Here is a 24605-nt window from a genome sequence, read left to right as displayed (position 1 = left end):
AAAAACCAGCCCATGAAAAACCCGTCCGGCACGGCCGGACGGGCGGAATCGTCAAACGGGCCGGATGCGGATCAGCAATCGTCGCCCTTGTGGCCGGCATGTTGGGTGGCGGGTGTGTCGTTCATCGCGCCGACGGTGCCCGGCGAGGCAGGCTGTTCGCCGCCGGCCAGGTTCTTCGAACCGGCTTCGGCCTTGTCGCTCTTCTCGCCGCCCTTGTCGGCGGTCTGGGCCGCCTGGTTCGCGCCGGTATTGTTCATGGCGCCGACCGTACCCGGCGAGGCCGGCTGGGCACCGCCGGCAATGTTTTTGCTGCCCTTGTCTACGTCCGAGCTCGTCGCGTTGGTCGCCTGATCCGGGCTCTTTCCCTTCTCGGCGGTGCACGGCGCAGCGATGGCGGCAGAGGCGGACAGCAGTACGGCGGCAGCGAGATTGGCACCGATCACAAATTTCTTCACGTTTTTCTCCGCGTTGTTGTTCGCGGGAGAAAGCAGCAGCCCCATGCGGATGTTCCGCCCGAACAGGGTGGCTGCGACAATTCTGTCGCGCGGCCGCCGTGAACACGTCTATGCTGGAAAATACTTCCGGCATCGCGACAGAATATCGCAGGAAATCTTGAGCGGCGCCTCGGTCTCAGGGGTCGAGGAGCGCCGTGAGACGCGCCGCGAGCCCGGCGCCGTCACCGGCGAGATGCAGCAGCTTGAGCCGGGAGGTCGCGCCGGAAAGGATCGTCACGTCGGCCTTTCGCAGGCCGAAGCTCTTGGCCAGGAAGGCGACGAGGACCGCATTGGCCGCACCCTCCACCGGTGGCGCCGCGACGCGGAGCCCCAGCGCGGCCCGGCCATCCGCGCCGACGACGACGCGGCCGAGCGCCGTGCGGTCGGCCTTCGGCGTCAGGCGCACGGCAAGCCGCAGCCCGTCGGCATCGATCGCGAAGGGGGCTGGCGTGTCGGGCGTCATGGCGCTTCGGTCCGGCGGCTCTCACCGGACCATTGAACGAACGACGGCGATGGGTGGCCCCATCGCCGTCTGGCATCGGACTGGAGTTGGCAGACCACTCAGGCGCTGGCGCGCATCGGGGTGGCGTCGACGGGGATCTCGATATCCACGCCCAGCGTCGAGACGCCCTTGCCGCGCTCCAGCTTGATCTGGACCTTGTCGGCATCGACCTTCACGTACTTGGCGATGACGGCCAGGATCTCTTCGCGCAGCGTGATCACCAGATCGGGACGGCCGTTCTCGGACCGCTCGTGCGCGATGATGAGCTGTAGGCGTTCGCGGGCGGTGTTGGCCGAGCCGCGGGGCTTGAGGAAGGTGAGAACGCTCATGCTGCCCTCCGTGTGAACAGCTTGTTGATCAGGGACTTGCGGTCGGACGGGATCGCCATCGCAACGGTTTCACCCTTCAGGCGGCGCACGGCGTCGATATAGGCGCGGGACGGGGCGCAGAGCGGGTTGTTCAGCGTCACCGGGCAGCCGACATTCGAGGCGCGGAGCACTTCGAGGCTCTCGGGGATGATGGCCAGCAGCGGGATCGAGAGGATCTCGAGCACGTCGTCGACTTTGAGCATGTCGCCGCGGTCGGCCCGGGCCGGGTCGAAGCGGGTGAGGATCAGGTGCTTCTCGATCTGCTCGCCCTTTTCGGCGCGCACGGTCTTGGAATCGAGGAGACCGATGATCCGGTCCGAATCGCGCACCGAGGAGACTTCCGGGTTGGTGACGACCACCGCGACGTCGGCGTGGCGCATGGCGAGCTGGGCGCCGCGCTCAATGCCGGCCGGGCTGTCGCAGACGACCCAGTCGAACTTTTCGCGCAGCTCGGCGATGACGCGCTCGACGCCTTCGTCGGTCAGGGCATCCTTGTCGCGGGTCTGCGAAGCGGGCAGCAGCGAGAGGTTCTCGAGCCGCTTGTCGCGGATCAGCGCCTGGTTGAGCTTGGCGTCGCCGTTGGTGACGTTGATGAGGTCGTAGACCACCCGGCGCTCGGCGCCCATGATCAGGTCGAGGTTGCGCAGGCCGACGTCGAAATCGACGACGCAGACCTTCTCGCCGGCCTGGGCCAGCGCTGCACCGAGGGCGGCCGTGGTCGTCGTCTTGCCGACGCCGCCCTTGCCGGATGTCACACAGAGAACCTTGGCCATCTCATCGTTTCCCTTGAAGCCAAATCGTGTTCGTCGAAGCGTGCCGCTCAGGCGAGGGCCGCAAACTTGATCGCGCCGCCGTCGAGCCAGATCTGGACAGCCTGGCCGCGCAGGTGGCTGCCCATGTCCTCGGCCGTGCGGACGAGGCGGTCGATGCCGAGGAGTTCGGGCTCGAACTTCCGGCAGTAGATTCTTGCGCGCGGGTTCTTGGCGGCTCCCGCGATGACCCGGCCGCGCAGCGCGCCGTAGACGTGGACGGAGCCGCCCGCGAGAATTTCGGCGCCGGAGGAGACGGAGCCCATCACGGTCACGTCGCCCTCGGGATGACAGATGCTCTGGCCGGAGCGCACCGAGCCCTCAATGGTGAGCGAGGTGACCGGAGGCTTTTCCGCCTCGATCGTGACCGTCACACCCTCGAGCGTCGGACGGCCGCCGGCGAGGAAGGGAGGAAGTCCGACTGACGCGCAGGCCGCGCCCTCGATGCCGAGGATGCGGATGCTGCGGCTCGACAGCTCGGCGACGAGGCCTTCGAGCGCGGAGGCCTCGGGGGCCAGCGCCGCCACGTCGAGGATCACGCCCTTGTCCGCGAACAGGGTGGGCGAGCGCTTCAGCGCGGCGTCGAGGAGGGCGAGCCAGTCGCCGACCGGAGCTTGGGGCGCCAGGGCGAGCGCGCGAAACACGCGGCCGCGGCAGGCGAAGATGGGGAGTGTGGGAGCAGGGCTTGTCACGGGGGTGAACGTTTCCTTACCGACCCCCCCATTCACGGCCGCCATGGTTACCGTGCGGTTAATTTTTCCGGGCGGTCGGCAAGTTTTGCCGGGTGACGTCCGGGCACCGGATTGCCGTGTTTCGGAAATTATCCTTCACCGTCAGTGGCTTGATGATCGTGATCGGCGCGATACAATCGTTAAGGCGATTTCATCCGGCCTGCGGGGATCGCCCAATCCTGTGATCGTGCGAATCAGGGAGACGCCGACGCGGACGGTGATCGAGGGGTTTTCGAGAGGCGCGATCGCCCCCGGTGCCGGATCGCCTTCCGCCGGCGCCCCGGGCATCCGGCAAGGGGAAGTCGCCGGCGGCCTCAGCCGACTTCGACCCGGCCGTCGAGGCCGATCACGCGGCCGAGGCCGCGCACGCGGTTGAGCAGGCGTTCGCCGTCGAGGGGGCGCCATTCGGCCGGAAGCCTGAGCACGATCTTGCCGTCCTCGACGGCGAGCGGTGTCCGCTGGAGCACGCCCGCCATGCCGGCTGTGACCGGGAAGGCGACGCGCTGCAGGGCGGCGATCAGGCGGGCGCGCTCCAGCAGGCGGGGACCGGCGAGATCGCGCAGCATCTGGCTCGCCTTCTCCGGCGCGATGCCCTCGTGGCGAAAATATCCGGTCAGCGCGAGATAGGCGCGGCCGGGGTGGTCGATCCCGGTGAAGGCCGCGTTGGCGATCACGTTCAGGCCCTGCTCGCCCCGGTAATCCGGATGCGCCCGCCAGTTGATGTCCGACAGGAGGCAGGCGGCGTGGCGCAGCCGGCGCTCCTCGGTGGTCTCCGGCCCGTCGAGGGTCGCGATGAAGCGGTCGGTCCAGCCGCGCAGCTCCTCGCCGTGGCCGGGAGAGCGCGCGCGCTGGTCGTTGAGCACTTGCGCCCCGGCGATCAACGGGTCGAGCATCCGGGTCTCGCGGTCGAGCTGCTCGAACAGCAAACCCTCGCGGACGCCGAGCGCCGAGATCGCGACCTCGCGCGGCCGGCCGACATTGATGATCTCTTCGAGCACCACCGCGCCGTAGGCGAGCAGCGGCCGCCGTGCCTCCGACACGAGTTCCACATCCTGCAACGCGCTCGATTCGTTCTTCTCGACCATGTCGAGGAAGTCGAGCGTGTCCTGCGGCTCGACGCTGTAGCCGTGCATGACGTGGAGGTCATAGCCGCGGGCGGCCATGTGCAGCTTGGCCAGGGCGCGCCAAGTGCCGCCGACCGCGTAGAAGGTGCGCCCGCGCATGATCTCGAGCTGAGGCTCGGCCTTCTTGAGATGTTCGCGGGCGATCTTGCGGGCCTTCTTGGCGGAATCGCCGGAGAGATCCTGCAGGGCGAGGCCGCCGAGCGGCATGGTCACGCCCTGGCCCACCGTCGAGCCGCGCACGTCGACGAGTTCGAGGGAGCCGCCACCGAGATCGCCGACGACGCCGTCCGGCCCGTTGAAGCCCGAGACGATGCCGAGCGCCGACAATTCGGCCTCGCGCCGGCCCGACAGAAGCTCGATGCCCTGGCCGAGAATATCCTCGGCCGCCTTGATGAAGGCGGGGCCGTTCTCGGCGTCGCGCGCGGCGGCCGTGGCGAGCACGAAGATCCGTCCGATCTTCATGGTGTCGCAGAGCACCCGGAACCGGCCGAGCGCATGGAGCGCGCGGCGCACGGCCTCGTCGCTCAGCCGCCGCGTCGAGAAGACGCCCCGGCCGAGACCGCAAAGGACCTTCTCGTTGTAGAGCGGCGTCGGCGCACGGGTCAGCCCGTCATAGGCGACGAGCCGCACCGAGTTCGACCCGATGTCGATGATCGCAACGGGTTTGAGCCGGTCGGGCAAGGGCATGTCGGCGGAATGGGCGAGCGTCAGGTGAGAACGAATCGGACCCATGCGTCACCCTTTCAGGCACGCTGAGCCCGACGGCTCAACGAGCGGGGGCTGGATTTCTTCGACGACTTGCCGCGCCCGGACAGGCTCGGATTCGTCATGAAATACTTGTGCGCGTTGAACGGCTCTTCGCCCTCGGCGGGCTGGATCCGCTCGCTTGCGCCCGATGCCAGTACACGCCAGCTCTGCCGGTTGTCGAGGAGGTTCGCCAGCATGATCTGGTCGAGCACCTGCTGGTGCACAGTCGGATTGGTGATCGGCAGCAGGGCCTCGACGCGCCGGTCGAGGTTGCGCTGCATCAGGTCGGCGGACGAGATGTAGACGATCGCCTTGGGGTGGGGCAGCCCGGCGCCGTTGCCGAAGGCGTAGATGCGTCCGTGCTCCAGGAAACGCCCGACGATCGACTTGACCCGGATGGTCTCGGACAGGCCGGGCACGCCGGGACGCAGGCAACAGATGCCGCGCACCACGCAATCGATCTGCACGCCTTCAGTCGAGGCGTCGTAGAGCGCGTCGATGATCTGCTGGTCGACCAGCGAGTTGCACTTGATCCAGATCGCCGCCGGGCGCCCGGCCTTGGCGTGGGCGATCTCCTGCGCGATGTGCTCGAGGAGGCGCGGCTTCAGCGTCATCGGCGAGACCGCCATGCGCTCGAGCTCCGCCGGCTCGGCATAGCCGGTGATGTAGTTGAAGATGCGAGAGACATCGCGGGCGATGGCCGGGTCCGCCGTGAAGAAGGACAGGTCGGTGTAGATGCGCGCGGTGATCGGATGATAGTTGCCGGTGCCGATATGGCAGTAGGTGACGAGCTTCTCACCCTCGCGGCGCACCACCATCGACAGCTTGGCGTGCGTCTTCAACTCGATGAAGCCGAACACGACCTGCGCGCCGGCCTTTTCGAGGTCCTTCGCCCAGCGAATGTTCGCCTCCTCGTCGAAGCGGGCCTTCAATTCCACCAGTGCGGTCACCGACTTGCCGGCCTCGGCCGCCTCGGCCAAGGCGGCGACGATCGGCGAGTTCGAGGAGGTGCGGTAGAGCGTCTGCTTGATCGCGACGACGTTCGGGTCGCGGGCGGCCTGGGCCAGGAACTGCACCACCGAGTCGAAGGTCTCGTAGGGGTGGTGGACGATGAAGTCCTTCTGCCGGATCGCCGCGAAGACATCGCCGCCGCTCTCGCGGATGCGCTCGGGGAAGCGGGCGTTGTAGGGCTTGAACTTGAGGTCCGGCCGGTCGATCCCGACGATCTGCGAGAGCTCGTTGAGCGCCAGCGTGCCTTCGACGAGGAACACGCCGTCCTGCGCGATCTCTAGCTCGTCCATGACGAAGCTGCGCAGGTCCTCGGTCATGCCCTCCTCGATTTCGAGGCGGATCACGACGCCGCGGCGGCGCTGCTTCAGCGCGCTCTCGAAATGCAGGACGAGGTCCTCGGCCTCCTCCTCGATTTCGAGATCGGAGTCGCGCACCACCCGGAAGGCACCCTGGCCCTTCACGGAATAGCCGGGAAACAGCCGGTTCGTGAACTTCACGATGACCTGCTCGATGGCGATGAAGCGCGCCGTCGTGTCCCCCGTCGCGTCGGGCAGGCGCACGAACCGGTCGAGCATGGAGGGCAGGCGGATCAGCGCGCGGAGCGTGCGGCCGTCGCGCGGGCGCACCAGCATCAGGGCGATGGTCGAACCGAGATTGGGAATGAACGGAAACGGATGGGCCGGGTCGATCGCGAGCGGCGTCAGCACCGGCAGGATGTGCTGCAGGAAGTAGTCGTCGAGCCAGGCGCCATGCTCGTCCGACAAGCCCGCCGGCTCGACGAGCTCGATGCCGACTTCGAGCAATTCGCCACGCAGCGCCCGCCAGCGCTCCTGCTGGTCGAGGGCCAGCCGCGAGACCTCGGCGCCGACGCGCACGAGCTGTTCGGAGGGCGAGAGGCCGTCCTGCGAGGGCGTGGTGATGCCGGCGCGGACCTGATCGTACAGGCCCGCCACGCGGACCATGAAGAACTCGTCGAGGTTGGCCGCCGAGATCGAGAGGAAGCGCAGCTGCTCCAGCAGCGGGTGGTTCTTGTTGGAGGCCTCCTCCAGCACACGCCGGTTGAACTGCAGCCAGGATAGCTCGCGGTTCACGAAACGCTCGGGCGAGTGGCGCAGATGGCGGCCGGCCTCCAGGATCGGCTCGCGGGCGGCCTCGTCGACCTTAGCCCCCGTCTTCTGGCCGGTCGGGCCGGCCTCGGGCTCGGCGGCCTTCTCGGCGGCGAGGATGCGGGCGGCACGGGCCGTGCGGGCGCGGGCGCTCTCGCTGCGGACGCCGCGCTCTGTGGCGAGCGTCGTCTCCTCGGCCTCGACCGCCTCGCCGTCCTGCACCGTGACGTCCGACTCCATCTCCGGCAAAGGTCAGCCTCCTCAGTTGCGCGCGGGGCGGTGCCGTAGCACGGGCCGAGCTATGCCATATGACGTTTTTGCGACAGAGCGGCCAATGCCGCTGCGCCGCGACGGCCGGAAGGCTACTCCCCTTCCGCCTTCGCCTCCTCGGCGAAGATCGTCATGGCAGGGCCGAGATTCGGGGCGGGCTCGCGGCGCGTGTTCACCAGACGCAGCAGCAGCAGCGACTCGCCCATCACCGCCTTGAAGCCCGGCGTCACCCGGATCGGCAGGCAGCGGTCGAGCGTGAGGTAGGCCGCTGCTTCGTAGCGCTTCTTCGCGTCGTCGTCGCCTTTCAGGATCTTGGCCATGACCATCGGCGGGCCGCGCAGGCCGCCATTCGGCGCGAACAGGAAGCGGAACGCGACCACCGAGCCCTCGGTCCCCTTGGGCACCGTCCAGCAGCGCACGAAGGCGGCGCGCAGGTCCTTCCAATTGTCGAGGAGTGGCGCTGGATCCTCGGCGCGGGCAGGGAGGGCGGCCAGGAGCAGGACGAAGCCGACGGAGCAGACGCGGCGATACAGACGGCTCGGCAGATCAGAGGTCATGAGGTCCGATCCTCGTTTCGTGTCGCGGGCACGAGCCCAGAGTGATCGGTAACGGTCAGTCCCGCTCGCGAGGCGAAGCCGCCAGCCAATCCCGAAGCGCCTGATTGACCCGGCCATGCCAGCCGGCACCGGTCGCACGGATGCCATCCAGGACGTCGGCATCGAGACGCAGCGTGACCTGCCGCTTCGGCCGTTCGATCTTGGGCCGCCCGCGGCCGCGCCTGATGAGTTTGCCGCCGATGTGGAAATCGGCGCGTTCGATCATCTCGTCGGTAATCTCGGGAAGTTCTTCGTATTCCTCGGGCGTGATCTCGTGGGCATCCAAGGCAACGAGGTCCGTTCCGATCGGTCGATCGGCGGAGAAGCGGGGTGAAGCGCGTTTGCTCGCGGACATTGGCTTTCCTCATGGAAAATACGGCGATCCAACCCCCGTGGAATCCATCCAACGACGACCATTCGGCCGAAAAACAGCCCCATCGTGATGTTGCCGACCTCGCCGTAGTCTTTGCGCGTGTCTTCGAACGTGTAGGTCGGTCCGGCGAAAACGACCTCGGCATCGTCGAAACCGAGGCGCCCCTCGGTGAGCGCGTCTCTGGCGCTTCGCAGGATCCGAGACGATCGCCATCGATTATTCGCAACGCCATTTAACGCGGCGATCGACGATTAAAAGGCGTTACACAAAAGGCCGATCGGCATCACCCCTGTCGGAGAGCCGCGGTCATCAGGCCTCGTCATCCGCCCCGTCGGCGTCGTCCCCGGTCTCGGCCATGCCGAGCCGGTCGAGCACCGCCAGAGCCAACGGCTTGGTGATCCGCCGGCCGCGGCCGAGGGCGTCGCGGTCGAGTTCGGCGACCACGTCGCGGGCACGGGCCAGCGAGCGGTCGATGCGTAGGGCGACCGCTTCGACAACGGCGAGGTCCACCACGATCTGCCGGTCGACGAAGAGCTTGACGATGACCGCGCGCAGCAGGGCGTCGTCCGGCGGCAGGATCTCGACGCGCGGCGCGAGGCGCAGCCGCGAGCGCAGGTCCGCCACCTTGAGGCCGAAGCCGTCGACCGGGCCCGCTCCGGTGATCATCACCGGGCATTTCCGCTCGCGGGCGAGATTGAGCAGGTGGAACAGTGAGGACTCGTCACGATCCGCCGGGCGGTCGACATCCTCGATCACCAGGGCGCCGTTCGAGACGAGATGCCTGACCTGATCGGCCTGCAGCGTGCCGGCGGACACGGTCCAGGCATGGGCGCGCGTCGCCCAGATCGAGGCGAGGTGGCTCTTGCCGCTGCCGGCCGGTCCCTGCAGCAGAAGCACCGTGTCCGGCCAGTCGGGCCAGGCCTCGACCAGGCCGTAGGCCGTCTCGTTGGCCGGGCCGACGAGAAAATCCTCGCGGCCGTAGCGCGGGTCGAGGGGCAGGTCGAAGGTGAGCTGCTTCGGCGGAGCTTTGTCGCGCATGGGACGGGCTTATACACCCGATCCGTTGCGAAATTCGCGCGCGTTGCCTGCGAGTCATCAGCAGCCGTTCGGAGCAATCGTCGGGCCGAGCCTGTACGCGATACGGCGGAAATTGCATAAAATTAGAATTTCAAAATGCTCCAGAGGGCCGAAACAGCGCAAAGCCAAGTCTTAACGACTCCACTTCCAAATCGGGGACTGATTTTCGGGAGAGGCGACATGGCACGACCACGGCACGGTTTCCTGCTGGCCGCACAGGCGATCGTGATACTCGCCACCAGCGTCTGTCTCGGCACCATGCAAGCCTCCGCCACGACCGACGAGGTCCGCAATCATCTCGCCCGCAAGGACTGCGTCCGGGGAAAATTCGCGAACTACTATCGCGAGGGCCAGGGCGGCGACCCCGCGCCTAACTATCGCGGCCGGGTGTACAAGCTCAGCCAGGACTATCCCAATCAGCTGCCGCCCGCGGAAAAGCTTCCGTGGCAAAAGATCGATTTCAAGGATGGCGGGCCGGTCGATCCGAGGGCCTACCTGCAGGCGCTTCTCGATTACGGCCTGGAGGGCAATGTCGACGTCGACTTCTACGTCGAGGACAATAAAGTCCGCAAATGGTACGGCATGCCGTGGATGGACTGGAACACCGAGGTCGCCTCGGACTGGCCCGGCACCGACGGACGTGAATTCGTCCACGGTTTCACCCACGAGTTCGACTCGTCGGGCAACACGCTGAGCACCCTGCAGCGCGATTTCGTCGACACCTGGTCGGGCGCCTATTTCAACGACCGCGCCGCCTTCGGCATCGGGCAGGTCTATTGCAATCCGGACGACCCGAAACCCGGCGCGCTGAACCCCGACCCGACCGCGCTCAACACGTTCCCTGACGGCGCCTTCATCATCAAGCTGCTGTTCTCCACCGTCACGGAGGATCAGCTTCCCACCGTGAAGAACGCCCTCGAATGGAAGGCCGACGTCTTCGTCAACGACGATCCGCGCTGGCGCAATGCCGGGCCGATCGAGCGGTTCAAGCGCGAGATCAGTACGATCCGCATGATCCAGATCGACGTGTCGGTCCGCGACGCGCGCAGCACCACGGGCTGGCTGCTCGGCACCTTCGGCTATGACGGCAACGCCCGGGGCGACACGCCCTGGAAGCGGATGGTGCCGCTGGGCCTCCAATGGGGCAACTCGCCCAAGGCCACCTTCGCCGAGACTTGCACGGGGCCGAACGGACCCTGCGATCAGTCCAAGCTCACCGAGCAATGGATCAACCCGCAGGCCCTGAAGGAGCTGACGACCGCGCCGCTCAACTTCAACCATCTCGGCTATGGCGGGCGACTCGCCGGCCCCGTCGACAACGCCAAGGCCTCCTGCATGGGATGCCACCAGACGGCGGGCTTCCCGAACGTGGCGATCCTGCCGGAGTTTTCCGCCAACGGCACGCTGCTCGGCCTCGACGCCGAGCGCCGGCCGCAGACCGAGCAGAGCCTGCGGATGATGTACCAGGCGAACGTCGTCTCGGGCGTGGTGTTCAGCGACACCCAGCTCTACTCGTCGGATTCGTCCCTGCAGCTCTCGATGAGCCTACAGAACTACGTCTCCCTGCGTTGCGCGGCCCGGCCTCCGGGCGCCGGCGCGCCGCAGGAGACACCCTCGCTCTGCACGCAGCTCGCCCGCTGGCAGGTGCTGCAACGCAAGTCGATCGACGCCGTCTCGACCTTCGGGACGCCGGGTCCGGATGGCGGTCCGCTGCCGAGCCCGTAAACGTCTCGCAGAGGCTACTCCTCCGGCTCTGCCAGCAGCACCGGCTCTTCCGAGGTGTAGAGCCGGCTCTGCAGATACTGCTCGACGCCGAATCGAACGACCACGCCGATCGAGGCCGCCACCGGCACGGCCAGCAGCAGGCCGACGAAGCCGAACAGCGTGCCGAAGGCGAGCAACGCGAACATCAGCCAGACCGGATGCAGCCCGACGGAATCGCCGACGAGCTTCGGCGAGATGACGTTGCCTTCGAGGAACTGGCCGACCAGGAACACGCCGACGGTGAGGCCGATATGCAGCCAGTCGCCGGTCGGCCACCACTGCACCAGCGCGACGCCGAGCGAGAGCAGGAAGCCGGTGAGGCTGCCGACGAAGGGGATGAAGGTCAGGAAGCCCGAGATCAGCCCGATCAGCACGCCGAAGTTCAGCCCGACCGCAAACAGCCCGACGGCGTAGAAGGTGCCGAGGATCAGGCAGACCAGGGATTGCCCGCGCACGAATCCGGTGACGGCGTTGTCGATCTCGGCGGCGAGCCGGCGCGTGGTGTCGCGATGGCGCGGCGGCACCCAGCCGTCGAGGCCGGCGATCATCCGGTCCCAGTCGTGCAGCAGGTAGAACGCCACGACGGGGGTGATCACGAGAAGTGAGGCGATCGAGACCAGCGCCTGGCTGCCCGACCAGATCGAGCCGAGGAAGGCGAGGAACCAGGTTCCGCCCTGCCCCACCAGCGAACCGACCGAGCTCTGCAGCTCGCTGACGACGTCGGTGCCGCCGATCTTTTGCAGCACCGGCCCGACCCGCTCGACGATGATGCCCTGGAGCTTCGAGACCATGCCCGGCAGTGCGTTGACCAGCGAGGCGATCTGCCCGGCGGCCAGCGGCACGACGATGATCAGCAGCATGATCAGTCCGACGACGAAGCCGGCCAGGATGATCAGCGTCGCGGCAAGCCGCCCGACGCCGAGCCGCTCCAGCCGGTCTGCCAGGGGATCGAGCAGGTAGGCGAGCGCCAGACCCGCCACGAAGGGCAGCATCACCTCCCGCAGCGAATAGAGCAGGAAGACCAGGACCCCGAGGATCAGGAGACCGATGATTGCCCTGGTGCGCATCCCGGCTCCCCCGCAGCTCGACCGTTAACGAGACGGAGAGTGGGAAGCCGGTTTTGCCGGTCAAGGCAAGCCCAGGATGACGGCGGCCGTTCGGGGAACCGATACCCGGCCGATTTCTTCGGATTCATGCGAAGGCCATGATCTGCGATCCGGTCGGCAACCAGATGTCGGTCGTGCTCCCACAAAAGGGGCTGGCGAGATCGGCGAAGCCGTTCGCGGCGCCGCTCAACAAAGCAGGTAGTGTCGGTGCCGCGGATCGGCGGCCGAACCCACCGAGCGTTGTCGACAGCGATCTCGGCGATTGTGCGCAGGATGGGGTGGATGCCGGGCAAAATCGGCTAAAGAGGCTCCAACACGAGGACGGAGAGCCGATGACGGCCGCAGATCAAGACGGGCTGACCTACGCGCAGGCCGGCGTCGATATCGACGCCGGCAACGCGTTGGTCGAGACGATCAAGCCGCTGGTGCGGGCCACGCGCCGGCCCGGGGCGGATGCCGAGATCGGCGGCTTCGGCGGCCTGTTCGACCTCAAGGCCGCCGGCTTCAAGGACCCGATCCTGGTGGCGGCGAATGACGGCGTCGGCACCAAGGTGAAGATCGCCATCGAGACCGGGCGCCACGACACCATCGGCATCGACCTCGTCGCCATGTGCGTAAACGACATCATCGTGCAGGGCGCCGAGCCGCTGTTCTTCCTCGACTACTACGCCACCGGCAAGCTGGTGCCGGGCGTCGGCGCGGACATCGTGCGCGGCATCGCCGAGGGCTGCCGTCGGGCGGGCTGCGCGCTGATCGGCGGCGAGACCGCCGAGATGCCCGGCCTCTACGCCAACGAGGATTACGACCTCGCCGGCTTCGCGGTCGGCGCGGCCGAGCGCGGCACGCTGCTGCCGCGCCCCGGCATCCAGCCCGGCGACGCGGTGCTCGGGCTCGGCTCCTCCGGCGTCCACTCGAACGGGTTCTCGCTGGTGCGCCGCATCGTCGAGCGCAGCGGCCTCGCATGGGACGCCCCCGCGCCGTTCGCCCCCGGCCGGACGCTCGGCGAGGCGCTGCTGGAGCCGACGCGGATCTACGTGAAGGCCCTGCTCGCCGCGATGAAGCGCGCCGGCGGCGTGCGGGCGCTGGCCCACATCACCGGCGGCGGATTTCCCGACAACCTGCCCCGCGTCCTGCCCGACGGCGTCGGCATCGAGATCGACCTCTCCGCGATCGCGGTACCGCCGGTCTTCGGCTGGCTCTCCAAGGAGGGCGGCGTCTCGCAGGCCGAAATGCTGCGCACCTTCAACTGCGGCATCGGCATGGTGGTGGTGGTTGCCGCAGACGCCGTGGACGCGGTGGCCGGCGCCCTCGCCCAGGCCGGCGAGACGCCGGTGCGGCTCGGCCTTATCACCGAGCGTGGACCGGAGCCCGTGACGTTTACTGGATCGCTGGCGCTGTGATGGTGGGAGACTCGCCTTCCCTCCCCCTTGTGGGGAGGGATCGAGGGTGGGGGCGGTTTCGCCTGCCTCAGGCGGAGTCCAGCGGATCCAACCCCACCTCCAACTCCTTCCCACAAGGGGGAGGAGAGCCCGTTGGTGATTGCTTCTCCCGTGCGGCCTCCGCATGAGCGAACACCGAAAAAAACGGGTCGCAATCCTGATCTCGGGGCGCGGCTCGAACATGGTGTCGGTGATCGAGGCGGCGAAGGCAGCGGATTACCCGGCCGAGATCGTGCTGGTGCTTTCCAACCGGCCAGATGCGGCCGGTCTGGCACGCGCGGCCGAGGCCGGCATCCCGACGCAGGCGATCGACCACAAAACGTTCGAGAGTCGAGAGAGCTTCGATGCCGCGCTGGACACGGCGCTACGCGAGGCCGGGACCGAACTCGTCTGCCTCGCCGGCTTCATGCGGATCTTTTCCGCCGGCTTCGTCGAGGCCTGGGCCGGGCGGATGATCAACATCCATCCCTCCCTGCTGCCGCTGTTTCGCGGCGCGCAGACGCACGAGCAGGCGCTCGCGGCGGGTGTTCGCCTCCATGGCTGCACGGTGCATTACGTGGTGCCGGAGCTCGATGCCGGGCCGATCATCGCCCAGGCGGCCGTGCCGGTCCTAGCCGGCGACGATGCGGACAGCCTCGCCGCCCGCGTCATCGTGCAAGAGCACCGGCTCTATCCGAAGGCGCTGGCGCTGGTCGCGTCTGGCCGCGCGCCGCTTGAGGGAGGCCGCGTCGCCTTCGCCACCGGGCAAGGCACCGAAGGCGCCCTGCACTCGCTCTAACCCGGAGATTCCGAAGGGCTCGGCCCTTCGGCGGGGCGCGGGGCAGCGCCCCGCAACGGTTCAGGCCGGGCGCGGCAGCTTGCAGCTGTCGAGGGCGTTGAGGGCCTTCGCCTTGGCGCTTTCGTTGAAGTAGCCGGTTGCGCGGTAGGACTGGATCTCGCCGCTGTCGAGGGTGCTGAGCGTGCGGTCGGCATAGCAGCCGCAGGGCTGCTCGACGGAGGCCTCGGGCACCTTCTGCGAACGGGCCTGGGTAATGACGCAGGCGTGGCTGACGCGGCCCTTGAGGTTGCTCTTGGAGGCAGTCTTCAGCGCCGGATCGGGCGTGTAGCCTTCGAGCGAGGCGACCTGCGTGCGGCCGGACTGGCAAGCGGCGAGCAGGGAAGCGAGGGCGGCCGCCGCGAGAAGCTTGCTGGCGCGCGAGGAAACGAGGCGCATGGATCTTGTCCGCGAGAGAGATTCGTCGATGGAATCCTTCTCGTCTCGCCGGCCTCTGCGCCGCTAGGGCAGCGAGGCCACACCTTGGCGGGAATGCGACTTCACCGTGTCGCCGCCCGCAAGCGGGATGGTCTTCGAGACGTCCGCCTCGAAGACCGGATCTTGCAAAAATCAGCCGGCGATGTCGGAATCCTGGAAGAACTGCGCGATCTCGAGCTTCGCGTTCTCGGCGCTGTCGGAGCCGTGCACGGTGTTCTCGCCGACCGACTCCGAGAAGGTCTTGCGGATGGTGCCCTCGTCGGCCTGGGCCGGGTTCGTGGCGCCCATGACTTCGCGGTACTTGGCGATGGCGTTCTCGCCTTCGAGCACCTGCACGACCACGGGGCCGGAGATCATGAATTCCACGAGCTCGCCGAAGAACGGACGCGCGGCGTGAACTTCGTAGAACTTCTCGGCCTGGGCCTTGCTCATCTGGATGCGGCGCTGGCCGACGATGCGCAGGCCCGCCTTCTCGATCACGGCGTTGACCGCGCCGGTGAGGTTCCGCTTCGTCGCGTCGGGCTTGAGGATGGAGAAGGTGCGCTCGGTGGCCATGATCGGTACGGACTTTTTATGAGAGGTCGGTGAGGCCGAAAACGGCCGTCGCGCCGGGCTTATAGCGGGGGGACCCGGCGTCCTCAACCGAGGGCCGGCCGTGGACGGACATGGCATTGGCGCAACACTGCCGGAAATTCGCCCCATTGCGACGCTTTGATCCGTGAACGACGCGGGGCCCGGCCCTGCAGCAAGCGTCCCACGGCAGGCACACGGAGACCGCCCATGCGCATCGCCCTTCGATCCGCCCTCGTCCTCGCAGCGCTCGGTGCCGCCTCCGCGGCCTCCGCGGCACCGAAGGACCCGACCGGCACCTGGCTGACGGAGGACGGGCGCGCCAAGGTCCGCATCGACCGCTGCGGCCCGAGCGCCTCGAACATCTGCGGCAAGGTGGTCTGGCTCAAGACGCCGACCGCTCCCGGTGGCGGCCCGCGCACCGACCTCAAGAACCCCGACCCGAAGAAGCGCACCCGTCCGGTGATCGGCCTGACGCTGCTCGACAATCTCAAGCCGGAAGAGGCGAAGTTCTCGGGCGAGATCTACAACGCCGAGGAAGGCAAGATGTACTCGGTGAGCCTGGAGCGCGAGAGCGCGTCCGAGCTGAACATCTCGGGCTGCCTGCTCAAGGTGCTGTGCGGCTCGCAGACCTGGAACCGCGTACCGGACGTGAACCAGCAGGCAGCGGTCAGCACGACAGAGCCGAAGACCGCCACGAAGCCGGCCGCAAAGGCCGCTCCGGAGGCCGAACCGGAAGATTGACCGCCGGATTACTGTCGGCGACCCATCCTTGAACGAAAAAGGGCGCACCGGTCACGGTGCGCCCTAAGTTTTTGCCTATCCTGATGGGGGTTTAGGCTTCGCCTGATTACAGCACCCGCAGACTGCGACAAGTGATCGGCGCCCGCCAAGCTGTGATATCTTCCGACTTTCGATGCTGCGGCGCACGCGCCGGCCCGTACGAACGTTCGGGTGGCTGTCATCATCCTGTCGGCCAGTCCTGCTTGATCGCCATGTGGCGCTGGCGCAACGGTTCCGGAGAGTCGCTCCAGGCCGATTGCCGCGATTATAGCATTGGCTATACCTCGCTGACGGTCGCGGTGGGGAGTGCGTTTCGGTGGGGTGGGTCAGGGGACGAGACGAGGCGCGTGGCACCTGCCGGGCATGGCCCCGTGCGGCTTGGATGCTCGCCGCCGCCGGCCTGATCGCCGACGGGGCGCAGGCTGCCGATCTCGCGGCCCCCTCCCCTGCACCCGGCTTCGTCGACTGGTCCGGCAGCTATCTCGGCCTGCAGGGAAGCGCCGGAGCGTCGTTCGCCAACTTCGAGTTCGGCCCGTCGACGATCGGCGGGCGTCGCGTGCGGGCCTTCGAGACCGGCGACGCGACCGGCCGCGCCAACCTGAACCGCGATGCGACGGCGGCCGTCGGCGGCGCGTTCGGCGGCTGGAACTGGCAGAGCGGCGCCTTCGTCTACGGCATCGAGGCCGACCTCGTCGGCGCGAACCTGAAGCGGCCGGGATCCTCCACCGCACCGGGCTTCGGCTACGAGGCGGTCGACCCGCCCTTCGCCCTGATCCGCGAGAAGACGGACGTGATCGGCAGCGGCCGGGTCCGGCTCGGCTACGCCTTCGACCGGAACCTCGTCTATGCGAGCTTCGGCCTAGCCGGGGCGAACGGGCGGGTGATCGCGACCTATCCGGATCTCGCGACCGGAGGCGTCGGCGGCGCCCGCCGCGACGTGTCGTATCTCGGCTTCACGCTGGGTGCCGGCGTCCAGTACGCGATCACGCCGGACTTCTCGCTCGGGCTCGACTACCGCTACATCGATTTCGGAGAGAGCGGCCGCTTCGATCTCGGTGTGCTGCCGGGCGTGAACGGCGGCCCGGTCGCGACGCGCAGCGCCTTCGTCTCGAACGAGATGATGCTGCGCCTGTACTGGCATCCCGAGGGCCTGCGCCTTCCGCCGGAGAGCGAGGACGACACGCCGAGCGAGCCGAGCCGATTCTCGCTGCACGGCCAGACCACCTTCATCAACCAGGGCGTGACCGGCTTCCGCTCGCCCTATCGTGGCGACCAGAGCCTGGTGCCGCACCAGGCGCAGGCGACCACCACGGCCACGGCCTTCCTCGGCTTCAAGCTCTGGGAGGGCACCGAACTCTACTACAATCCCGAGTTCAGCCAGGGTTTCGGCCTGTCGCGGACGCTCGGCGTCGCCGGCTTCGTCAACGGCGAGGCGCAGAAGGCCGGCGCGCCGTTCCCGAAACTTCGCTCGAACCGCTACTTCCTCAAGCAGACCTTCGGCTTCGGCGGCGAGACCGAGGCGGTGCCGGACGGCCCGAATTCCATCGCCGGCACGCGCGACGTCGAGCGCATCACGCTGGTCGTCGGCAAGTTCGCGCTCGGCGACTATTTCGACAACAACGCCTACGCGCACGACCCGCGGGTCGACTTCATGAACTGGGGCCTGTGGGGCGCGGCCGCCTACGATTTTCCGGCCAACCTTCCCGGGTTCACGCAAGGCCTGATGGTCGAGTACAACCGCGCGGAATTCGCCCTGCGCGCCGCCTACACGCAGGTGCCGAAGCAACCCTCCAGCGACATCTTCGATACGCGGGTGCTCGAGCGGCAGGGCCTCACGGCCGAAATCGAGGAACGCCACGTGCTGCCGTGGCTCGAACAGCCGGGCAAGGTCCGGCTCGGACTGTTTTCCAACGTCGGCAACACCGCGAGCTACCGCGAGGCGGTGACGCTGACGCAGCTCGGCGTCTTCGGCGACGTCAACGATGCGGCGGCTGCGACCCGGACGGCGCGCCGCAAGAGCGGTTTCTACCTGAACCTCGAACAGGCGGTGACCAGCGATCTCGGCGTCTTCGCCCGCGCCAGCGCCGGCGACGGCCGAACCGAAAACCTGTCCTTCACCGACGTCGACCGCTCCTATTCCGGCGGCGTCTCGCTGAAGGGCACGGCCTGGGGCCGCCCCGCCGACACGATCGGCCTCGGCACCTCGATGAACCAGCTCTCGCCCGCCCACCGGGACTTCTTCGCGGCCGGCGGATTCGGCCTGCTGATCGGCGACGGCCAGCTCAACTACTCACCCGAGCGGGCGATCGAGGCCTACTATGCGATGAGCCTGACCAAGTCGGTCACGATGTCGTTCGACTACCAGCACGTCGAGAACCCGGCCTACAACCGCGACCGCGGCCCGGCCGACTTCTTCGGGACCCGGCTGCACGCGGACTTCTGATATCGTATCCAGTTGATCCGTTCGGTCCCACGGCCCTTTCCCGGACGCCTGCAGCGGAGCGGAAAGTGATCCGGGACCCAGCGTAACAAAGGCCGCGCCAGCGGCTCGATTCGAACGGCGCAGACGTTTCGACGCTTCGCGACGTCTTTATGCTCGGCCCCGGATCGGGTTCCGCTGACGCTCCACCCGTCCGGGGAAGGGAGCGTGGTAGGCCGAAGGAATCAACCGGAAACCGTATGAGAGAACGACCGGTGATCGCGATCGCCACGATGCAATCGCGACAGGCGGATCGACTCACCGAAACAAAGAGAGAGCCGCACCCGGTATGATCGGATACGGCTCTCGATAGTCTCGTGCCACCCTCGCGGACGACGAACGCGTCCAAGATCTCAGGCGACCTTGCGGCGACCGCGGGTCTTAGGCTCTTCGACGGCTTCCTCCGGAATACGGCCGCCCGGACGGCCGAGGCCGATCGACTTGGCAAGTGCGGAGCGCTGCGCGGCGTAGTTGGGTGCGACCATCGGATAGTCGCTCGGAAGGCCGTAGCGCTGGCGATAGGAATGCGGGTCGAGGCCATGCGTGCCGAGATGGCGCTTCATGGTCTTGTACGACTTGCCGTCGATGAAGCTGATGATCGCGTCGGGCGTGATCGACTTGCGCACCTGAGCCGGGGTCGGCTTCTCGACGCTCTCGGCGACCGGGGCGGCCTCGACGCTGCCCGACAGGCCGACGAGGGCCGTGTGGACGCTGCCGATCAGGGCCGGAAGGTCGGCGGCTGGCAGGGAATTCTTCGATACGTATGCGGAAACGATATCACCTGCGAGGGTGACGAAGTCTGTGTTCATTGTCTGTTGTTCTTCTGCCATTTTCACGGTCCGGTTGTGTGCCCCTCAGACGTAAGATCATACAAATGATCCTGAAAATCAAGAGACGATCCGAAGAGATCATGCACAGTTCACGGTCTGTACGATAGACGAATTCGAACAGAGCCTAGCCAAGGTGCAGACGACGCGAATTTGTATCAACCGAGCACTTCCAACGCCCCAATACGTCAACAAGCATACAAAAAGTTCCGGAGCCCTCGATCAAATCACCGTGATCGGCGTTAGCCGATCAAAGCTCGTTTCGCCAGCCGTCGGGCGATCAGGCGTCTTTCGCGGTGGTGAAACGACCGTAGTGGAGCGCGAGCGTCGGTACGATCGACAGATTCAGGATCGTCGAGGTCGCCAGCCCGCCGAGGATGACGATCGCCATCGGCCCCTCGATCTCGCGGCCGGGCTCGCCCGCTCCGAGGGCGAGTGGAAGGAGGCCGAGTCCGGTCACCAGGGAGGTCATCAGGATCGGCACGAGACGATCCGCCGCACCTTCGATCGCCGTCGCAAGTGTCCAGTCCCGACCCTCGGCACGAACCAGATGCTCGTAATGCGCGACCATCATGATCGTGTTGCGTAGACTGATTCCGAATAGCGTCACGAATCCGACGATCGATCCGAGCGAGACGACAGTTCCGGTCAGTCCAACGGCCAGCACGCCGCCGACGAAGGCGAAGGGCATGTTGACGAGTACGATCGCGAGGTTGCGCAAAGATCCCGTGACGATCGCGAGCAACAGCAGGATGCCGAGTCCGGCGAGGCCGGAATACAGGATCAGATCCTGCCGGGCCTGCGCCTGCGCTTCGGCCGCCCCCTCGAACCCGACATAGACGCCGGGCGGCAGCTTCACCGAACGGCCGATCTTGCGCTTGGCGGCGGCGACGAAGGAGGCGACGTCGCGGCCCTCGACGTTGGCCGTCACCGTGCGCACGCGCTGGGCTCCCGAATGCTGCACCGCGTAGCGGCCGGAGGTCTCGTAGACGTCCGCGACCTGGGCGAGGCGAATGTAGCTGCCGCTCGGCGTGCGCAGCGGAAGGTCGCCGACTGTCGAGAGCTTCGCGCGCGCCGCGCGTTCGAGGATCACGATGACGTTGAAGACGGCGTTGCCTTCGTAGGCCTGACCGACCGTGTCCCCCTGGTAGGCGGTGCGCACGATCTCCAGCACTTCGATCGCGTCGAGGCCCCAGTGGCGCAGGTCGTTCGGGCGTAGCCCCACATTGATCTGCGGCAGCCCGGCCGGCGACTTCTGCTGGACGTCGGCCGCGCCGCGGACCTCGGCGAGTTCGCGGGCGACGTCGCGGGAGGCCGCCTCGATCCGATCGAGGTCCGAGCCGTAGACCTGGACGACGACCGGCGCGGTGAAGCCCGACACCGTCTCCTCGATGCGCTCCGTCAAAAACGTCTTCAGAGAAAAACTCGCGCCGGGGGTCGCCGCCATCAGCGCGCGGATGCCGGCCTGGGCGCGGTCCTGGGCCGTGCCGTCGAGGCCGCGCTCCAGGTCGATATGGATCTCGCTGTCCTGCGGACCGCCGACATCGTAGCCGGCCTCGGCCCGCCCGACCTGCTGGGCGACGGCGCGCACGCCGGGGATCGCCTTCAGCCCCGTCGCGATATGCCCCCCGAGCCGCAGCGACTCCTGCAGCGAGGTTCCGGGCGCCGAGGCCATGTGCAGGATGAGGTGGCCCTCTTTCAGGTCGGGCAGGAAGGCGCTGCCGTAGAACGGGGCGGCCGCCGCGCCGGCCAGCGTCGCCAGAAGCGCTACGGTGATCATGAGGCGCGGGTGCCGGTCGATCCGCGACAGGCACCGCATGTAGACGGCCCGCGCCCCGCGCATCACCGGCGGATCGCGGGTCGGCAGGTTCTTGCGGCCCGCGAGCAGCAATCGCGAGAGGGCGGGCGTCACCGTCAGCGCCGTGACCAGTGAGGCCAGAACCGCGAGGATGTAGGCGATGGCGAGCGGACCGAAGAGCCGGCCGGGCACGCCGGTCAGCGCCAGCACGGGCAGGAAGACGAGCAGCACCGCGAAGGTGGCGTAGGCGACCGAAATGCGCACCTCGAGGATCGCATCGAGGATGATGCGGGACTCGCTCGACGAAGAGCCGGTCCTGCGATGTTCCCGCAGTCGGCGCACCACGTTCTCGACGCCGATCACCGCGTCGTCCACCACCTCGCCGATGGCGATGGCGAGGCCGCCCAACGTCATCGTGTTCAGGCTCTCGCCCAGCAGGCGCAGCACCAGCACGGCGCTGATCAGAGAGAGCGGGATCGCTACCGCGCTGATCAACGCCGTGCGCCAATCGAGCAGGAAGACGAACAGCACGATCACCACGAGCACGCCACCGAGCGCCAGCGCCTGCAGGACGTTCGCGTTGGCGACCGAGACGAAGTTCGCGGGTCGGAAGAGGTCGGCGCGCAGCGTGATGCCGTCGCGCTCCAGCGCCGGACGGAGTTCGGCCAAGGCCGTCTCGACCTTCTCGGTGACGTCGAGGGTGTTGGCCCCGTATTGGGCGCCGACCATCAGCAGCACGCCGGCCTTGCCATCGACCGACGCCCCGCTGATCGCGGGTTCGGGCGCGGTGACCACGTCGGCGACGTCCCCGAGGACGACGCTCGCCCCGCCCTCGTTGACGAGGACCGTGCGCGCCACCTCCTCAGGCGTCAGCGACTGTCCCTCCGTCTGCAGCGCGATGCGCTGGTTCACCGTGTCGACGAAGCCGGCGCCGCGCACGCCGGTGGCCTTGCGGGCGGCGACGAGCACGTCGTTGAGGCCGATGCGGAAGCGGATCAGGTCCTTCGGCCGGACCTGGACCTGGAACGAGCGCACCTCGCCGCCATAGACCAGCACTTCGCCGACGCCGGGCGCAGCGAGCAGCCGCAGGCGCACGCGCCAATCGGCGATGGTGCGCAGGTCGATCGGCGAGCGCGAGTCGGAGGTCAGGCCGACGAGGAGCACCGAACTCGTCGACGAGGTCAGCGCCGTCATGGAGGGCTGGAGGACGCCCTGCGGCAGCCGACCGGAGAGCGTCGCGAGGCGCTCGGTGACGAGCTGGCGCACCCGGTAGATGTCGCTGCCGGTGCCGAAGGTCACGGTGATCACCGAGACGCCCTGGATCGAGTTCGAGCGCATGGTGGCGAGCCCCGGCAGGCCGCTCAGCGCGACCTCGACGGCCTGCGTCACCAGCACCTCGACCTGCTCGGGGTTGAAGCCCGGCGCCTCGGTCTGCACCGTCACCGTCGGCGGCGCGAACTCGGGAAAGACGTCGTACTTCGCCTGACCCAGACCGAGGATGCCGTAGACGGCAAGCGCCATCGCCAGCGCCAGGACGATGCCGGGCCGACGCACGGCGAAGGCGACGAGGGCGGCCTGCGGGCCGGAGGGATCACGGATCACCGGTCTCTCTCAATCGTCGTCGTCGGCGGTGGAGCCCTGGCCCTGCGTCCGCACCTCCTCGGAGAGCACGGCCTGCGGCCCGGTCACGACGATCTCGGTCTCGGTGGTGAGGTCGGCCACGACGTAGGAATCGTCGGCCATGGGTGCGTCCGACCGCAGGGCATGGCGCGCGAAGGTGTCGTCGCCGACGCTCCGATAGATCCAGGCGCCGCCCTGCCAATGCACCACTGCGCTCTCGGGCACGGCGATGCCGTTGGCGACCTTGTCCGAGGTGAGGAAGGCGAGCGTGCTCATGCCGGGCAGGAGCCCGCTCTCGCCGGACACCGTATAGAAGAAACTCAAGCCCTGGATGCGCTGGTCGGTGCGGGTCGCGGCCGAGACGAGACGGAGCGCCACGCGCTCGCTCTGCGGCGGCACCTCGGCAAAGGCCGCGCCAGGCTGGCCCTTGAGCGTCTCGCCTGGTGGCAGCGTCACCTGCACCAGAAAGTCGGCCCGCTCGATCAGCCGCGTCACCGCCGGCGCCCGCTCGACGATCGCCTTGCCGAGCACCGGCCCCCATTCCTGCTGGGCCGTCGCCGCGAGGGTGCGCAGTTGCGACTGTGCCGCGGCGAGCGCCGCCTCGTCGGTGCGAAACGTGCCCTCGGAGGTCTCGACCTGCACCTGCGTCGCGTACTGGCCGAGACTCTTGGCCCGCGCATAGGCGCTGCGCGACACCTCCGCCCGGGCCTGCGCCGTCTGCAAAGCCGCCTTGGCGCTGGCGTAGGAATTGGTCAGGTCGGTGATGCGGGCGATGTCGAGCACGCTGCCATAGGCCTGGATCTCGGTGCGATGCGCCTTCGGCACCAGCCGCGCCGTCTCGACGCCCATGCGCCCGCGCTCGGCGTCGGAGAGCTTCACCACGATGCGGCCGCCCTCGACGGCGGTGCGCATCGCCGGGAGATGGGGGCGCTCCGGTTCGGCCTTGGCGGGTTCGGGCGTCTTCTGCGCGATCGGAACCAGGGGTTTCGGCGCGAACTGCTCCTGTAGAAACGGCCAGGGCAGCACAACGAGGGCGGCGGCCAGCAGCAGGCCGGCCATCCACCAGGCGGCGGTGTTGCTGCGGCCTCTCACGGGCGCACCGGTTTTTTCAATGCGAGCGCGACGCCGCCATCTCCCCAGGGGACGGGAAAGGACGTACGGGGCCACCCGATTCGATCAATGCGAAACCGAACCACGCGCGCTCCCCGATATTCGGCCACTTGGCGTAAGCCGTTCTGATCCCGTACTCGGATTACCGTTTTATCCCGAATCTTACTACCGTTTTAACCCGTCCTTCGAATCCTTTACCCTGACTGTCCCCGCTACAATGGTGGCCTGTCTCGGCAACGAGGTTCGTGCTAAGCGTGAGCGGGTCATGGCTCTGGTCCGACACATCGCGCTCCTTCTGGCGCTGGCGATCGCAACGATCGTCGTCTCCCTGACGCCGTCCTCGGCGCAGGCCCATGACGGCCATGCCCACGCCTCCGTCTCCATATCCGTTGATGCAGCCCGTCACGCATCGGCCGCGAACACGGTCATGACGGTCCAGGCCGAGGCCCGCATCGACTGCACCGGTCCGTGCTGTGCCGCCGACGGTCATCACGGTTCGTGCTGCTGTGCCACCGGGCTCGCCCCGGAAGGCACAAACGCAACGCTGCCGCCGATGGCGTCGGCCCGCTCCCTGTCGCGCGAGCATGCGAGCCCGGACGGAATCGTACCCGAGGCGCTCCCCGAGCCCCCCAGACCCTTCGCCTGAGCT

23 protein-coding genes are annotated in these 24605 nt (G+C 67.7%); 7 read left to right on the top strand and 16 right to left on the bottom strand.

The genetic code is table 11. The annotated features are described in order from the left end of the window. Positions 1-71: 71 nt before the first annotated feature. From FV217_RS01700 to FV217_RS01660, 9 genes are all read right to left on the bottom strand, one after another. Positions 72-500, bottom strand: coding sequence for an exopolysaccharide production protein YjbE (locus FV217_RS01700; RefSeq protein WP_238230753.1), 429 nt, complete (start codon positions 498-500; stop codon positions 72-74). A 130-nt stretch (positions 501-630) separates the two neighbouring features. Next, the gene (locus tag FV217_RS01695) at positions 631-957 is read right to left on the bottom strand and encodes a DUF167 domain-containing protein (protein ID WP_147813659.1); all 327 of its coding nucleotides are present in this window, start codon (positions 955-957) and stop codon (positions 631-633) included. Between the two features lie 98 nt (positions 958-1055). Then, the gene (gene minE, locus FV217_RS01690; protein WP_147813657.1) at positions 1056-1325 is read right to left on the bottom strand and encodes a cell division topological specificity factor MinE; all 270 of its coding nucleotides are present in this window, start codon (positions 1323-1325) and stop codon (positions 1056-1058) included. Beyond that, positions 1322-2137, bottom strand: a complete 816-nt coding sequence (minD, locus tag FV217_RS01685) for a septum site-determining protein MinD (protein WP_147813655.1) — start codon at positions 2135-2137, stop codon at positions 1322-1324. Before minD ends, minE begins: the two co-directional genes overlap by 4 nt. 47 nt (positions 2138-2184) lie before the next feature. Further along, the gene (minC, locus tag FV217_RS01680; protein WP_238230828.1) at positions 2185-2817 is read right to left on the bottom strand and encodes a septum site-determining protein MinC; all 633 of its coding nucleotides are present in this window, start codon (positions 2815-2817) and stop codon (positions 2185-2187) included. Between the two features lie 401 nt (positions 2818-3218). Further along, positions 3219-4760, bottom strand: a complete 1542-nt coding sequence (gene ppx / locus FV217_RS01675) for an exopolyphosphatase (RefSeq protein ID WP_147813651.1) — start codon at positions 4758-4760, stop codon at positions 3219-3221. Between the two features lie 11 nt (positions 4761-4771). Next, positions 4772-7141, bottom strand: coding sequence for an RNA degradosome polyphosphate kinase (locus tag FV217_RS01670; protein ID WP_147813649.1), 2370 nt, complete (start codon positions 7139-7141; stop codon positions 4772-4774). A 113-nt stretch (positions 7142-7254) separates the two neighbouring features. Continuing rightward, a complete protein-coding gene (locus FV217_RS22640; protein ID WP_187272395.1) occupies positions 7255-7719 on the bottom strand; it encodes a hypothetical protein in 465 nt (154 codons plus the stop codon). Positions 7720-7774: 55 nt separating this feature from the next. Beyond that, positions 7775-8044: a BrnA antitoxin family protein gene (locus FV217_RS01660; protein ID WP_238230751.1), complete on the bottom strand. Its 270-nt coding sequence runs from the start codon at positions 8042-8044 to the stop codon at positions 7775-7777. 44 nt (positions 8045-8088) lie between these two features. On the opposite strand from FV217_RS01660, the gene FV217_RS22635 reads away from it, so the two are divergent. Beyond that, complete coding sequence (locus tag FV217_RS22635; RefSeq protein ID WP_210245112.1) at positions 8089-8367, top strand: hypothetical protein; 279 nt, start codon at positions 8089-8091, stop codon at positions 8365-8367. Positions 8368-8440: 73 nt separating this feature from the next. On the opposite strand, the gene FV217_RS01650 is transcribed toward FV217_RS22635, so the two are convergent. Continuing rightward, a complete protein-coding gene (locus FV217_RS01650) occupies positions 8441-9169 on the bottom strand; it encodes a hypothetical protein (protein WP_147813645.1) in 729 nt (242 codons plus the stop codon). 219 nt (positions 9170-9388) lie between these two features. Here FV217_RS01650 and FV217_RS01645 point away from each other — a divergent pair, with 219 nt between their 5' ends. Further along, positions 9389-10933 (top strand): hypothetical protein, encoded by a 1545-nt coding sequence (locus FV217_RS01645; protein ID WP_246682698.1) that lies wholly within the window; start codon positions 9389-9391, stop codon positions 10931-10933. A gap of 14 nt (positions 10934-10947) precedes the next feature. Here FV217_RS01645 and FV217_RS01640 read toward each other — a convergent pair whose 3' ends face one another. Then, on the bottom strand, positions 10948-12039 hold the full coding sequence (locus tag FV217_RS01640) for an AI-2E family transporter (RefSeq protein ID WP_147813643.1): 1092 nt from the start codon (positions 12037-12039) through the stop codon (positions 10948-10950). A gap of 371 nt (positions 12040-12410) precedes the next feature. On the opposite strand from FV217_RS01640, the gene purM reads away from it, so the two are divergent. Next, on the top strand, positions 12411-13478 hold the full coding sequence (gene purM / locus FV217_RS01635; RefSeq protein WP_147813641.1) for a phosphoribosylformylglycinamidine cyclo-ligase: 1068 nt from the start codon (positions 12411-12413) through the stop codon (positions 13476-13478). 163 nt (positions 13479-13641) lie between these two features. Beyond that, positions 13642-14295, top strand: a complete 654-nt coding sequence (gene purN, locus FV217_RS01630; protein ID WP_147813639.1) for a phosphoribosylglycinamide formyltransferase — start codon at positions 13642-13644, stop codon at positions 14293-14295. Between the two features lie 60 nt (positions 14296-14355). Here the strand turns inward: purN and FV217_RS01625 are convergent, their stop codons facing one another. Beyond that, positions 14356-14730 (bottom strand): hypothetical protein, encoded by a 375-nt coding sequence (locus FV217_RS01625; RefSeq protein WP_147813637.1) that lies wholly within the window; start codon positions 14728-14730, stop codon positions 14356-14358. A 171-nt stretch (positions 14731-14901) separates the two neighbouring features. Next, positions 14902-15324, bottom strand: coding sequence for a nucleoside-diphosphate kinase (gene ndk, locus FV217_RS01620; RefSeq protein ID WP_147813635.1), 423 nt, complete (start codon positions 15322-15324; stop codon positions 14902-14904). Positions 15325-15549: 225 nt separating this feature from the next. Between ndk and FV217_RS01615 the strand changes: the two genes are divergently transcribed. Next, positions 15550-16083: a DUF2147 domain-containing protein gene (locus FV217_RS01615; protein ID WP_147813633.1), complete on the top strand. Its 534-nt coding sequence runs from the start codon at positions 15550-15552 to the stop codon at positions 16081-16083. 421 nt (positions 16084-16504) lie between these two features. Then, positions 16505-18565 carry a carbohydrate porin gene (locus tag FV217_RS01610; RefSeq protein ID WP_147813631.1) on the top strand — a complete coding sequence of 687 codons (2061 nt, stop codon included), beginning with the start codon at positions 16505-16507 and terminating at the stop codon, positions 18563-18565. Positions 18566-18954: 389 nt separating this feature from the next. Here FV217_RS01610 and FV217_RS01605 read toward each other — a convergent pair whose 3' ends face one another. From FV217_RS01605 to FV217_RS01595, 3 genes are all read right to left on the bottom strand, one after another. Then, positions 18955-19431: a MucR family transcriptional regulator gene (locus tag FV217_RS01605; protein ID WP_147813629.1), complete on the bottom strand. Its 477-nt coding sequence runs from the start codon at positions 19429-19431 to the stop codon at positions 18955-18957. Between the two features lie 277 nt (positions 19432-19708). After that, a complete protein-coding gene (locus FV217_RS01600; RefSeq protein WP_147813627.1) occupies positions 19709-22828 on the bottom strand; it encodes an efflux RND transporter permease subunit in 3120 nt (1039 codons plus the stop codon). A gap of 9 nt (positions 22829-22837) precedes the next feature. Next, positions 22838-23938: an efflux RND transporter periplasmic adaptor subunit gene (locus FV217_RS01595; protein WP_238230747.1), complete on the bottom strand. Its 1101-nt coding sequence runs from the start codon at positions 23936-23938 to the stop codon at positions 22838-22840. Positions 23939-24221: 283 nt separating this feature from the next. Between FV217_RS01595 and FV217_RS01590 the strand changes: the two genes are divergently transcribed. Beyond that, positions 24222-24602 (top strand): hypothetical protein, encoded by a 381-nt coding sequence (locus FV217_RS01590; RefSeq protein ID WP_147813625.1) that lies wholly within the window; start codon positions 24222-24224, stop codon positions 24600-24602. Positions 24603-24605 lie beyond the last annotated feature (3 nt).

The sequence above is a fragment of the Methylobacterium sp. WL9 genome (assembly GCF_008040035.1).
GTDB lineage: Bacteria > Pseudomonadota > Alphaproteobacteria > Rhizobiales > Beijerinckiaceae > Methylobacterium > Methylobacterium thuringiense.
The sequence above is the reverse complement of the archived record's forward strand: the minus strand, read 5'-3'. Positions and strand labels throughout refer to the sequence as shown.